The sequence below is a fragment of the Acidimicrobiales bacterium genome, from assembly GCA_036273495.1.
In the GTDB taxonomy this organism is placed as follows: domain Bacteria; phylum Actinomycetota; class Acidimicrobiia; order Acidimicrobiales; family JAJPHE01; genus DASSEU01.
The window spans coordinates 1-12,600 of sequence record DASUHN010000052.1; the positions used below are offsets into that span (position 1 = coordinate 1).

Annotated in this window: 16 protein-coding genes; all 16 read left to right on the plus strand. The window is 72.3% G+C overall.

The genetic code is table 11. The features are described from left to right. The coding region (locus VFW24_02020) for an AAA family ATPase (GenBank protein ID HEX5265524.1) at positions 1–711 on the plus strand (711 nt) is incomplete at its 5' end. Positions 712–745: 34 nt separating this feature from the next. Continuing rightward, positions 746–1,891, plus strand: coding sequence for a signal recognition particle-docking protein FtsY (gene ftsY / locus VFW24_02025; GenBank protein ID HEX5265525.1), 1,146 nt, complete (start codon positions 746–748; stop codon positions 1,889–1,891). A gap of 13 nt (positions 1,892–1,904) precedes the next feature. Then, positions 1,905–3,326, plus strand: a complete 1,422-nt coding sequence (gene ffh / locus VFW24_02030; GenBank protein HEX5265526.1) for a signal recognition particle protein — start codon at positions 1,905–1,907, stop codon at positions 3,324–3,326. After that, a complete protein-coding gene (gene rpsP / locus VFW24_02035; protein HEX5265527.1) occupies positions 3,317–3,589 on the plus strand; it encodes a 30S ribosomal protein S16 in 273 nt (90 codons plus the stop codon). The genes ffh and rpsP overlap by 10 nt, the downstream gene beginning before the upstream one ends. Next, positions 3,586–3,912 carry a KH domain-containing protein gene (locus tag VFW24_02040; protein HEX5265528.1) on the plus strand — a complete coding sequence of 109 codons (327 nt, stop codon included), beginning with the start codon at positions 3,586–3,588 and terminating at the stop codon, positions 3,910–3,912. The genes rpsP and VFW24_02040 overlap by 4 nt, the downstream gene beginning before the upstream one ends. 10 nt (positions 3,913–3,922) lie before the next feature. After that, positions 3,923–4,405 (plus strand): ribosome maturation factor RimM, encoded by a 483-nt coding sequence (gene rimM / locus VFW24_02045; protein ID HEX5265529.1) that lies wholly within the window; start codon positions 3,923–3,925, stop codon positions 4,403–4,405. Further along, positions 4,402–5,172 (plus strand): tRNA (guanosine(37)-N1)-methyltransferase TrmD, encoded by a 771-nt coding sequence (trmD, locus tag VFW24_02050; GenBank protein ID HEX5265530.1) that lies wholly within the window; start codon positions 4,402–4,404, stop codon positions 5,170–5,172. The genes rimM and trmD overlap by 4 nt, the downstream gene beginning before the upstream one ends. Then, complete coding sequence (gene rplS / locus VFW24_02055; GenBank protein HEX5265531.1) at positions 5,169–5,519, plus strand: 50S ribosomal protein L19; 351 nt, start codon at positions 5,169–5,171, stop codon at positions 5,517–5,519. The genes trmD and rplS overlap by 4 nt, the downstream gene beginning before the upstream one ends. Positions 5,520–5,578: 59 nt before the next feature. Beyond that, positions 5,579–6,169, plus strand: a complete 591-nt coding sequence (gene lepB / locus VFW24_02060) for a signal peptidase I (GenBank protein HEX5265532.1) — start codon at positions 5,579–5,581, stop codon at positions 6,167–6,169. A gap of 19 nt (positions 6,170–6,188) precedes the next feature. Beyond that, positions 6,189–6,482: a DUF2469 domain-containing protein gene (locus VFW24_02065; GenBank protein HEX5265533.1), complete on the plus strand. Its 294-nt coding sequence runs from the start codon at positions 6,189–6,191 to the stop codon at positions 6,480–6,482. A 1-nt stretch (position 6,483) separates the two neighbouring features. Then, a complete protein-coding gene (locus VFW24_02070) occupies positions 6,484–6,864 on the plus strand; it encodes a YraN family protein (GenBank protein ID HEX5265534.1) in 381 nt (126 codons plus the stop codon). Positions 6,865–7,258: 394 nt separating this feature from the next. Then, positions 7,259–8,782: a YifB family Mg chelatase-like AAA ATPase gene (locus VFW24_02075; GenBank protein ID HEX5265535.1), complete on the plus strand. Its 1,524-nt coding sequence runs from the start codon at positions 7,259–7,261 to the stop codon at positions 8,780–8,782. Then, positions 8,779–9,915, plus strand: coding sequence for a DNA-processing protein DprA (gene dprA / locus VFW24_02080; GenBank protein HEX5265536.1), 1,137 nt, complete (start codon positions 8,779–8,781; stop codon positions 9,913–9,915). Before VFW24_02075 ends, dprA begins: the two co-directional genes overlap by 4 nt. Positions 9,916–9,987: 72 nt before the next feature. Further along, the gene (locus tag VFW24_02085) at positions 9,988–10,851 is read left to right on the plus strand and encodes a tyrosine recombinase (GenBank protein ID HEX5265537.1); all 864 of its coding nucleotides are present in this window, start codon (positions 9,988–9,990) and stop codon (positions 10,849–10,851) included. Positions 10,852–10,878: 27 nt separating this feature from the next. Next, positions 10,879–11,664, plus strand: coding sequence for an RNA polymerase sigma factor WhiG (gene whiG, locus VFW24_02090; GenBank protein HEX5265538.1), 786 nt, complete (start codon positions 10,879–10,881; stop codon positions 11,662–11,664). A gap of 136 nt (positions 11,665–11,800) precedes the next feature. Beyond that, on the plus strand, positions 11,801–12,600 hold an 800-nt coding region (gene rpsB / locus VFW24_02095; GenBank protein HEX5265539.1), incomplete at its 3' end, for a 30S ribosomal protein S2.

A 12,600-nucleotide genomic window follows, 5' to 3' on the forward strand; every position in this document is an offset into this window, starting at 1 on the left:
GAGCTCGACTGCGAGCCCGAGACCGCCAAGGCCGCCCCGTGCCCACCGATCCCGGAGGGCACCACCGCCTCGGCTCGGCTCCGGGACCTCGAGCGCGAGCTGCGCCTGCTGGGGCCGATCAACCCCCTGGCGCTGGAGGAGTTCTCCGCCCTCGAGGAGCGCCACCAGTTCCTGCAGGGCCAGCTCGACGACGTGAAGTCCAGCCGGCGGGAGCTGGCCAAGGTCATCCGGGCCATCGACACCGAGATCATCGAGGTGTTCGCCGCCGCCTACGCCGACGTCGCCGACAACTTCGAGAAGCTGTTCGCGACGCTGTTCCCCGGTGGAGCGGGCCGGCTGCGGCTGACCGACGCCGACAACCTCCTCGACACCGGCGTGGAGATCGAGGGCCGGCCCTCGGGCAAGAACGTCAAGCGGATGTCGCTGCTGTCCGGCGGCGAGCGGTCCCTCACCGCCATCGCCTTCCTCTTCTCCGTTTTCCGGAGCCGGCCCAGCCCCTTCTACCTGCTCGACGAGGTGGAGGCGGCCCTCGACGACGTCAACCTGCACCGGTTCCTGGACCTGGTGCACGACTTCCGCGACGAGGCCCAGCTGCTGATCGTCAGCCACCAGAAGCGGACGATGGAGGCGGCCGACTGTCTCTACGGCGTGACCATGCAGCCGGGCGGGTCGTCCAAGGTCGTTTCGGAGCGGGTGACCACGCCCGTCTGAGCCCGGCGACCGCGCCGTTTAGGCTCCGGAAGCGATGACCCTGCTGGTGGTGGTCGTGCTGGTGGCCGTGTTCGTGCTCGTCGTGGGCGCGGCCGTGCTGGTCCGCTCGCGCGGAGGCGGGATGCTGGAGGCGCCCCCGGCGCCGCCCCCCGTTCCTCCGGCCCCGCCGCCACCCCCAGTCGAGGTCCTCCCGGAGGAGCTGGCCCCCGAGGTGGTGGCCCCTCCCGGGGAGGTTCCGCTCCCGGAGGAGCTGGCCCCCGAGGCCCCTGCCGCTCCGCCCCGGCCCCGGATCCGGGACCGCCTGGGCAAGGCCCGGGCCCTGGTGTCCGGCTACGTCGGCTCGGTGCTGTCCCGCTCGACGATCGACGAGACCACGTGGGACGAGATCGAGGAGGCGCTGATCCGGGCCGACGTCGGCGTGGCCACGACGGGCGCCCTCGTCGACTCGTTGCGCCAGCGGGTCAAGGCCGAGTCGATCACCGCGCCCGACCAGCTGCTGGCCGCCCTGCGGGCCCAGCTGGTCGAGGACCTGGCGGCGGGGGACCGGTCCCTCCAGCTGGCCGAGGGGGCTACGAACGTCTGGTTGTTCGTCGGGGTCAACGGGGTCGGGAAGACCACGACCATCGGCAAGCTCGGCCTCCGCCACGCCGCCGAAGGTCACCGGGTGGTCATGGCGGCCGGTGACACCTTCCGCGCCGCCGCCGCCGAGCAGCTCGAGCTGTGGGCCCGCCGGGTCGGCGCCGACCTGGTTCGGGGGGCCGAGGGCTCCGATCCGGGGGCGGTCGTGTTCGACGCCGTCCAGCGGGCCGCCGCCCGGCAGGCCGACCTGGTCCTGGCCGACACCGCCGGCCGCCTCCACACCAAGGTCAACCTGATGGAGGAGCTGCGCAAGATCCGGCGGGTGGCCGAGCGCGACCCCGGTCGGGTGAGCGAGGTGCTGCTGGTCATCGACGCCACGACCGGGCAGAACGGGCTGATCCAGGCCCGGGAGTTCGCTGAGGCGGTCGGCGTCACCGGGGTGGTCCTCACCAAGCTCGACGGCACCGCCAAGGGGGGCATCGTCCTGGCCATCCAGGCCGAGCTCGGCATCCCGGTGAAGCTGGTCGGGGTGGGGGAGGCGCCGGAGGACCTGGTGGACTTCGATCCGGAGGAGTTCGTGGAGGCCCTGTTCACCGCCTAGCCTGACCGGCTGCATGTTCGAGTCCCTGTCCGACCGCTTCGAGGGCATCTTCACGCGCCTTCGGGGCCGCGGCCGCCTCGGCGATGCCGAGGTCGGCGAGGGCCTCCGCGAGATCCGCCTGGCCCTCCTGGAGGCGGACGTCAACTTCAACGTGGTGCGCGACCTGGTGGCGCGCATCCGGGAGCGCTGCGTCGGCCTCGAGCTGTCGAAGAGCCTGACGCCCGCCCAGCAGGTCATCAAGGCCGTCCACGAGGAGCTCGTCGGGGTCCTCGGCGGGGAGGCGCTGCGGATCAATTACGCGCCGAAGCCCCCCACGATCATCCTCCTGGCCGGCCTCCAGGGCTCCGGTAAGACGACGGCGGCGGCCAAGCTGGGCCGCTGGTTCAGACAGCAGGGCCGCAACCCCCTCCTGGCGGGCGCCGACTTGCAGCGCCCGGCCGCCGTGGAGCAGCTGCGGGTGCTCGGGTCCCAGGCGGGGGTGCCGGTGTTCAGCGAGCCGACCGACCCGGTCGGGGTGGCGCGGGCGGCGCGGGCCGAAGCGGAGCGGCTGGGCCGGGACGTCCTGATCATCGACACGGCCGGCCGGCTCACCATCGACGAGGACCTGATGGACGAGGTCCGCCGCATCTCCGCCGCCGTCCATCCGCAGTACACCTTCCTCGTCATCGACGCCATGATCGGCCAGGAGTCGGTGACGACCGCCGAGGCCTTCCACGCCGCCCTCGAGCTCGACGGCGTGATCCTCACCAAGCTCGACGGTGACGCCCGGGGCGGCGCCGCCCTCTCGGTGAAGGAGGTCGTGGGCCGGCCGGTGGCCTTCGCCTCCGTCGGGGAGAAGCTCGAGGACTTCGACACGTTCCATCCCGACCGGATGGCGTCGCGGATCCTCGGCATGGGTGACGTCCTCACCCTCATCGAGAAGGCCGAGCAGGCCTACGACGAGGATGCCGCCGCCAAGGCCGCCGCCGCCCTGCAGGAGGGGCGGTTCACCCTCGAGGACTTCCTCGAGCAGATGCAGCAGATCAAGAAGATGGGCCCGCTGCAGGGCATCCTCGGCATGATGCCGGGAATGCCGAAGGAGCTGCGCAACGCCAACATCGACGAGGGGGAGCTCTCGCGCGTCGAGGCGATGATCCAGTCGATGACGCCGGCGGAGCGCCAGGAGCCGGGCGTGATCAACGGCTCGCGCCGGCTGCGCATCGCCACCGGCAGCGGCACCTCGACGTCGGAGGTCAACGCCCTCCTCAAGCAGTTCAAGGAGATGCAGCGGATGATGTCCGCCATGGGCTTCGGGGCGGCGCGTCCGGGCAAGGGCGGCAAGGGCAAGAAGGGCAAGAAGGGCGGGCGGGTCACCCCCCGTGGGGCCATGGCGGGGCTCCGTCAGATTCGCGAGATGCAGGACTACCTCGGAGAGGGAACACCAACGTGGCAGTGAAGTTGCGCCTCATGCGCATGGGAAAGACCAAGCAGCCGACCTACCGGGTGGTCGCGGCCGACGGCCGCTCCCCGCGCGACGGCCGTTTCATCGAGATCATCGGTACCTACCAGCCCCGCTCGGAGCCGTCGGTCGTCAACATCGACAACGGCAAGGCCGTGCAGTGGCTCACGCAGGGGGCCCAGCCCACCGAGGTCGTGCAGAAGCTGCTGCGCATCTCGGGTGCGTGGGACGAGTTCCAGTCGCGCAAGGGCGCCGGGTGAGCGACGCCTACGACGACGAGCTCGGGCCCGACGACGGGTTCGACGACGACGACGAGGACGAGGCCTCCGGCAACCGGATCCCGGCGGGGGTGGCCACGGCCGTCCTGGACTACGTGGCCCGCGCCATCGTCGACGACCCGGAGTCGGTGGTCGTCGAGGTCGAGGAGGGACGCCACGGGGTGACCCTGCGCCTGCACGTCGCCCCTGACGACATGGGCAAGGTGATCGGGCGCCGGGGCCGCGTGGCCCAGGCCATCCGCGCCCTCGTCCGCGCCGCCGGGGCCCGGGACGGCGCCGACGTGCAGGTGGACATCGTCGACTGATCCCGGGCCGGTGAGCCGGCTGGAGGTCGGGATGGTGGCCCGCCCCCACGGGTTGCGGGGCGAGGTGATCGTCGAGCTGTGGACCAACCGCACCGAGCGGCTCGCGGTGGGGAGCCGGCTGTGGACCCGCGCGGCTCCTCCCGAGAGCGCGCAGGAGCGGGAGCTGACGGTCGCGGCCTCCACGCCCCACCACAACCGCTGGATCGTCTCGTTCGCCGGTGTCACCGACCGGAGCGGAGCCGAGGCGCTGCGGGACGCCGTGCTGGAGGCCCCACCCGTCGCCGACCCCGACAGCCTCTGGGTGCACGAGCTGATCGGCGCCGACCTGCTCGACACCACCGGCCGGCACCGGGGCCGCATCGTCGCCGTCGAGGCCAACCCCGCCAGCGACCTGCTGGTCCTGGAGGACGGCGGGCTGGTCCCACTGCGCTTCGTCGTCGACAGCCGACCCGGCGCGGTGACGGCGGAGATCCCCGAGGGGCTGCTCGGTTGAGCGGCCTCCGCATCGACGTCTTCACCGTCCTGCCGGGCATGCTCGAGGCCTGGCTGTCGGAGTCCCTCATCGGCAAGGCCCGCCGCGAGGGCGTCCTCGACCTCCGGGTGCACGACCTCCGCTCGGCCGCCACCGACCCCCGCCGCTCGGTCGACGACACCCCGTTCGGTGGTGGCGCCGGGATGGTCCTGGCCCCCGGCCCGGTGTTCGGCGCCGTCGAGGCCGTGGACCCGCCCCGCCCGCTCATCCTCCTCACCCCCGCCGGCCGGCCCCTCGACCAGGACGGCGTGCACCGCCTGGCGGCACTGGGCGGCTTCTCGCTCCTGTGCGGCCGCTACGAGGGGGTCGACCACCGCATCGTCGACCACCTCGTCGACGAGGAGCTGTCGATCGGCGACTACGTGCTGGCCGGGGGCGAAGCCGCCGCCATCGTCGTCACCGACGCCGTTGCCCGCCTGGTCCCCGGGGTGATGGGCAACGCCTCGTCGGCGGAGGAGGAGAGCTTCGCGGAGGGGCTCCTGGAGTACCCGCACTACACCCGGCCGGCCGACTTCCGGGGCTGGGCCGTGCCGGAGGTCCTGCGGTCGGGGGACCACGGCCGGGTGGCCCGGTGGCGCCGGGCCGAGGCCCTGCGCCGCACGCTCGAGCGCCGGCCCGACCTGATCGCCGCCCGGGGTGGGCTGTCCGCCGATGACCGGAGGCTGCTGGCCGATCACGGCTATCCTGATGGCTCCCCCGGATCCACCGAGGAGCCGTCCGCGCCATGAATCCCACCGACCTGGTCGACCGCAGCAGCCTGCGGGACGACGTCCCCGCCTTCGGGCCCGGAGACACGCTCAAGGTCCACGTCCGGGTCGTCGAGGGCAACCGCGAGCGCGTCCAGGTGTTCCAGGGCGTGGTCATCCGCCGGCAGGGCTCCGGGCTCCACGAGACCTTCACCGTCCGCAAGGTGAGCTTCGGGGTCGGCGTGGAGCGCACGTTCCCCGTGCACTCGCCGATCATCGCCCGGATCGAGCCCGTCACCGTCGGTGACGTGCGCCGGGCCAAGCTGTACTACCTGCGTGACCGCGTCGGTAAGGCGGCCAAGGTGAAGGAGAAGCGCGCCGTCCGTTGACGGTGCCTTCTGGTGCCGGGCCGGGCGCGCAACGCGACGGTTCGCCCGGCGGTTGGGGAGTGGCCCGAGAGATCCCGCTGCTCGTCGCGGTGGCGGTCGCGGTGGCCGTGCTGGTCAAGACTTTCGTGGCCCAGGCGTTCTACATCCCGTCCGGGTCGATGCTGCCGCAGCTCCAGCTCAACGACCGGGTGGTGGTGTCGAAGCTGGCCTACGACCTGCACTCCCCGCACCGGGGGGACATCATCGTGTTCCAGGCCCCGCCCAGCCAGCAGCCGGCACCGGCGCCCAACACCGAACCCGACGTCGTGCGGTGGCTCAGGGACGCCGGCGAGGCCATCGGTGTGGTCACCCCCTCGACGGAGGACTACATCAAGCGGGTCATCGGCCTGCCCGGTGACGTCGTCGAGGCCCGGGGCGGCCACGTGTACATAAACGGCCGCCGGCTGGCCGAGCCCTATCTGCCTAGGGGCGTGGTCACCGCCGACTTCGGTCCGGTGATCGTCCCCGCCGGCCGGCTCTGGGTGCTCGGGGACAACCGGGGTGACTCGTGCGACAGCCGGTGCTTCCCGGAGGGCGCCATACCGGAGTCCTCGGTGATCGGACGGGCGGTGTTCCGGGTCTGGCCGGCGGGACACGCCTCGTTCCTGTGAGCCCTACAGTGGCGCCACCGTGAGCGCCGAGGACCTCGAACGGTACGAGACCGAGATAGAGCTCCAGCTCTACCAGGAGTACCGGGCCGTGCTGCCGATGTTCCGGTACGTCGTCGAGACCGAGCGCCGCTTCTACCTCGCCAACGACGTCAAGATGGAGCCCCGTAACGAAGAGGGGCGTACGTATTTCGAGATCCGGTTGTCCGACGCCTGGGTCTGGGACATGTACCGCCCCGCCCGCTTCGTGTCCAACGTGCGGGTGGTCACGTTCAAGGACGTGAACGTCGAGGAGATCCCCGAGAAGGAGATCTGACGTGGCCGACGCCACGGCCCGGCGCCCCGCTCCCGACGCCGCGGCCCGGCGGGCGCTGGGCCTGGCCGGCGAGCAGGCCGCGGCCGACTGGTACCAGGAGCACGGCTACGAGCCGGTCGTCAGGAACTGGCGGTGCCGCGACGGTGAGATCGACCTCATCGTGCGCCGGGGCCGGGAGTTCGTCTTCTGTGAGGTGAAGGCCCGCACGACCGACGCCTTCGGCGCCCCGGTCGAGGCGGTCGGCCGGGCCAAGCAGGTACGGCTGCGCCGCCTGGCCGCCCGTTGGATCGAGGAGGCGGCCCCGGTCCGCCCCACCGGCGTCCGCTTCGACGTGGTCTCGGTGCTCGGCGGTGTCGTGGAGGTCATCGAAGGGGCCTTCTGAGCAGGCCCGATGCCCGGCGGGCCGGCCCCCCCCCGTCCTCCCGAAAATGCTTTTCTCGTGTCGTATGTGAACTTTCATATACGGCCAGTGTTTTCCCACGTATCGCGGTCGCACCCTTCCGCTCCGGCGGCACGATCCCACTGACCGCACCGATGAGGGCACGTGATGTGGCCGTTTCGCCCCGGGGACCCGTGCGTATTCGAACTTTCAGATACGGCCGGGCAATTCGCGTTCGCGGGGGGCGGGGGGACCCGTCGGCGCCCGCCGACCGAACTGATACACCCCCTCTCTAGTCTCACCTCCAACGCTCGAGCGGCCGGCGGACGGCCCTCCCGTGACATCCGAGGACGAGTGCGGGTGCGGAGCACCCGCCGGATGCGAGAGGAGGTGCGCCGTGCTGGCGAAGATCCGATCGGCGACCCTGCAGGGAATAGAGGGGTGCCCGGTCAGCGTGGAGGTCCACGTCTCGACCGGCCTGCCCGGCTTCACCGTGGTGGGCCTGCCGGACGAGGCGTGCCGGGAGGCGCGGGACCGGGTCCGGGCCGCGCTCATGTCGAGCGGGTTCGAGTGGATCCTGCGGCGGATAACCGTCAACCTCGCCCCGTCGGGCATACGCAAGGCCGGCGCCGGTCTCGACCTGCCCATAGCCATCGGTCTCCTGGTGGCCACCGGGTCCATCGAGGCCGAGGCCCTCCGGGGTTGTGCGGTCATCGGGGAGCTCGGCCTGGACGGCTCGGTCCGGCCGGTGCCGGGGGTGCTCTCGCTCGTCCTCTCGGTCGGCACCCGGGCGGTGGTGGTCCCGTCGGAGTCGGCGGCGGAGGCGGCCCTGGCCCGGCGGGCGGTGGTGCGGCCCGTCGAGTCCCTGCGGGAGCTGGCCGACGCGCTGGGCGGACGGGCGAGGTGGCGACCGGTGCCGCGGGCCGGCCCTGGCCCCGTCCTCCCGGACCCGCCGGACCTCGCCGACGTGCGCGGCCAGCGGCTGGGCCGGCTGGCCCTGGAGGTGGCGGCGGCGGGAGGCCACAACGTCCTGTTCGTGGGCCCACCGGGAGCCGGCAAGACGATGCTGGCCGAGCGCCTGCCCGGCCTGCTCCCGCCGTTGACGCCCGAGCAGTCGATGGAGACGACGCGCATCTACTCGGCGGCGTCGGTCACCGTGCCCGGGGGCGGGCTGATGGCCCGGCCGCCGTTCCGGTCCCCGCACCAGTCGGCGTCGATGGTCTCGGTGATCGGCGGCGGGACCCACCGGCTGCGCCCGGGAGAGATCAGCCTGGCCCACAACGGAGTGCTGTTCCTGGACGAGATGGGGGAGTTCCCGAGCTCGATCCTCGACGGTCTCCGCCAGCCGCTGGAGGAGGGAGCGGTGATGGTGTGCCGGGCCCACTCGACGGCACGCTTCCCGGCGCGCTTCCTGCTGGTCGCCGCCATGAACCCCTGCCCGTGCGGCACGGGCGGTCCCAGCGACAGATGCCACTGCACCACGGCCGGCCGGGAGCGCTACGCCCGGAAGGTCTCCGGACCGCTGCTCGACCGCTTCGATCTCCGGGTGATGATGGACAAGCCCGACATCCCCGAGCTGATGACCGGACCTCCCGGTGAGTCGTCGGGCGACGTGGGTCGGAGAGTGAACGCGGCGCGTCGCCTCGCCCGGTCGCGCGAGGTGTCGTGCAACGCCCAGCTTCCAGCCGGATGGCTGGATCAGCTGGCGCCACTCGCCCCGGACGCCGTGACCCTCCTGGCGCGCCAGTTGGAGAACGGCGCTCTCAACGCCAGGGGACTGCACCGCGTCCGGCGCGTGGCGCGGACGGTGGCCGACCTGCAGGGGTGTGCGGGTCGCGTCGAGACGGGCCATGTCGCCATGGCGCTGATGCTGCGACCCGAGCCGTTCCGGCGCGACCACGACAAGGAGCAGGTCGCGTGAGCGAGATCTGGCGCGAGAAGGAGTGGGATGACGAGGAGCTCGCCTGCGTCGCCGCCCTGGCCGGTCTTCCCGGGCTCGGTGCGGCCCGGCTGACCTGGCTGCTCGGCATCGACACCCGGCCCTCTCTCGTGTGGCGGCGGGTTGTCGAGTGGCGTCTTCCCGCGCAGCGGCCCCTCCCCGGCCGCACCGCGTCGCGATGGCGGACCTATGCGGAGAAGACCTCACCGACGCGCGTCCGGGAGCGGTACGACCGCGCCGGCGTGAGGATCCTGACGCCCGGTTCCCGGGACTATCCGTCCCGGCTGTTCGAGGATCCCGAGGCGCCGCCGGTGCTGTTTGCCGTCGGGGACCTGAGGTGCCTGGACGGCCCCACCGCCGCTGTGGTCGGCACCCGGCGCTGCACCGGGTACGGGAGGGACGCGGCCCGGCTGCTCGGCCGCCGCCTGGCCGAGGCCGGCGTGGTCGTCGTGTCGGGGCTGGCGGCGGGCATCGACGTCGCCGCCCACCGCGGCGCCCTCGCCGCCCGGACGGCGCCGGTCGTGGGGGTGGCCGGCACCGGTCTCGACGTCGTCTACCCCCCGGAGAGCCGCGACGTGTGGGCCGCCACCCGCGAGCGCGGGGTCCTGCTCAGCGAGGCGCCCCTCGGCCACGGCGGGGCGAGATGGCGCTTCCCCGAGCGGAACCGGATCATGGCGGCGCTGGCCGACGTGGTGGTGGTCGTGGAGAGCCCGGCCCGGGGCGGATCGCTGATCACCGTGGACCACGCCGCCAGGCGGGCCGTCCCGGTGATGGCCGTGCCGGGCCCGATCACCAGCCCGACGTCGGCCGGGCCCAACCGGCTCGTCGCCGACGGGTGCGGTGTGGTGTGCGACGCCGACGACGTCCTGCTGGAGCTCGGGGTCCCACTCCGCCCGGGACCCGCCCGGCGGGTGAGCCGAGGCGGACGCCCCGAGCCGGCGTCGGGGGAGGACCGCCGGGTCCTGGCCGCCGTGGACGCCACCCCGACCGCGTTCGACCGGGTCATGGCGCGCACCGAGATGGCCGCCCTCGACCTCGCCTCCGCCCTGTACCGCCTGGAGGCGGACGGCTGGGTCCGCGCCGGCGCCACGGGGTGGGAGCGGCGGCCCCGCTGACCGGCCGCCCCGGCGGTGGGTCCCGGGAGGGGGATGCCGGGCCGGCGGTGGGTCCCCCGGTACCGTGGCCGCGTGGAGTGGTCGCTGCACGAGTTCGACCGCCAGCTCACGGCGGCGTCGGCCGCCACCCGGTCGGCCTACGCCTCCGACCTGGCGGCCTTCGCCGAATGGGCGGAGCGCGCCGGCGCCGCCGGGCCCGAGGCCGTCACCCGGGTGATGCTGCGGCGGTACCTGGCGTACCTGTCGACGAGGCGCTTCGCCCGGCGGAGCATCGCCCGCAAGGCGGCCGCCCTCCGGCGCTACTTCCGCTGGCAGGTGAAGCAGGGGGTCCTCACCGTCGACCCGACCCGGGCGCTGTCGGCCCCGAAGGGGGAGGGGCGCCTGCCCCGGGTCCTCAGCCGGGCCGACATGGACGCCCTGCTCGCGCCGGTGCCCGGCGCCCCGGGGGAGCTGAGGGACCGGGCGGTGATCGAGCTCCTGTACGGCAGCGGTCTCCGGGTGAGCGAGCTCTGTGGCCTGGCCCCGGCGGACCTGGACCTCCCACGCGGCGTGGTGACGGTGTGGGGCAAGGGATCCAAGCAGCGCCAGGTGCCGATGAGCGCTCCGTCGGTCGAGGCGGTGCGGCGGTGGCTGGCCGACGGCCGGGACGCCTTCGCCGGGGACGAGAGCCCACCGGACGCGGTGTTCCTGAATGCGCGGGGCCGGCGCCTCGGCACCAGGGACGTGAGGCGCATCCTCGACCGCCACAGCGCCGCTCCCACGCACCCCCATGCCCTCCGGCACACCTTCGCCACCCACCTCCTGGACGGGGGTGCCGATCTGCGGGCGGTGCAGGAGATGCTCGGTCACGCCAGTCTGCAGACCACCCAGGTCTACACTCATGTGAGCAAGGAGCGCCTGCTTCAGGTGTACGAGCGCAGCCATCCCCGCGCCTGACCGGGCACACCTCAGCCAACTGACCAAATGGACAACGACGAGAGCAGCATTATCGAGGGCCTGTGGCGGGACTACAAGGCCACCGGATCGGGCACGGCCCGTGACCGGCTGATCGTCCACTACTCCCCGCTGGTCAAGTACGTCGCCGGCCGTGTGGCGGTCGGACTGCCCCAGAGCATCGAGCAGGCCGACCTGGTCAGCTACGGGATCTTCGGGCTGATGGACGCCATCGACAAGTTCGACACCGACCGCCAGATCAAGTTCGAGACCTACGCCATCACCCGGATCAAGGGCGCCATCATCGACGAGCTCCGGGCCATCGACTGGGTCCCGCGCTCGGTGCGGGCCAAGGCCCGGGCGGTGGAGACAGCCTTCGCCCGGCTGGAGGCCCGCCTGTCGAGAACGCCCACCGATTCCGAGGTGGCGGCGGAGATGGGTGTGAGCGACAAGGAGCTCCAGGACATCTACAACCAGGTCTCGTTCGTAGGCCTGGCCGCCCTCGACGAGGTCCTCTCCGGAGGGGACCGGGGTGGGGAGGCCGGCGCCACCCTGGGGGACACCATCCCCGACAAGGGTGAGGGCCCGGTGGCGGCCTACGAGGTCGAGGAGATGAAGCAGATCCTGGCCGGGGCCATCAACCGGCTGGGCGAGCGGGAGAAGATCGTCCTCACCCTCTACTACTACGAGGGGCTGACCCTGGCTGAGATCGGTCAGGTCCTGGGTGTCACCGAGTCGCGGGTGTGCCAGATCCACACCAAGGCCATCCTGCAGCTGCGCTCCCGGTTGAGCGAGCCCCAGCGCGAGCCGGCCTGAACCCCGGCTAGAATCGCCGGTGTTCCCGCCCCCGGAAGGGGGCACAAACCCGTCGGTTCGCGCCCACGGTCGCCCGTAAGACGGCGCCGCGAGCCGGCGTAGCCCGGTGACGGGCCGAACCGATGGGAGAGCAGAGATGGCCGTCGTCAGCATGAAGCAGCTACTGGAGGCCGGGGTCCATTTCGGCCACCAGACCCGGCGCTGGAACCCGAAGATGCGCCGCTTCATCTTCGGAGAGCGCAACGGCATCTACATCATCGATCTGCACCAGACGCTGCAGCGCATCGAGTCGGCCTACCTGTTCGTGCGCGACCTCGTGGCCGACGGCGGGTCGGTCCTCTTCGTCGGCACCAAGAAGCAGACCCAGGACCCGATCGCCACCTACGCCCGGCAATGCGGAATGCCCTACGTGAACGAGCGGTGGCTCGGCGGGATGCTCACCAACTTCACCACCATCTCCGGCCGGGTGAAGAAGATGCAGGAGTACGAGCGGATGAGGTCGGCCGGTGACTTCGAGGCAATGCCGAAGAAGGAGGCGCTGATCCTGTCGCGCGAGCTGGAGAAGCTCGAGCGCAACCTCGGCGGGATCCGGGACATGACCCGGGCCCCCGACGCCATCTTCGTGATCGACACCAAGAAGGAGCACATCGCCGTCACCGAGGCCAACAAGCTGGGCATCCCGATCGTGGCGGTGGTCGACACCAACTGCGATCCCGACCTGATCCAGTTCGTCATCCCCGGCAACGACGACGCCATCCGGGCCGGCACGTTGATGTGTCACATCGTCGCCGAAGCCGTCAACGAGGGTCGGTACATCGCCAGCCGGCGCAACGCCCGGCCGGTGACGACCAAGGCCGACCTCGAGCCCACGCCCGAGGACGCCGAAGCCGAGGCCAAGCGGGCCCATGCCCAGGCCGAGGCCCGCCGCCAGGCCGC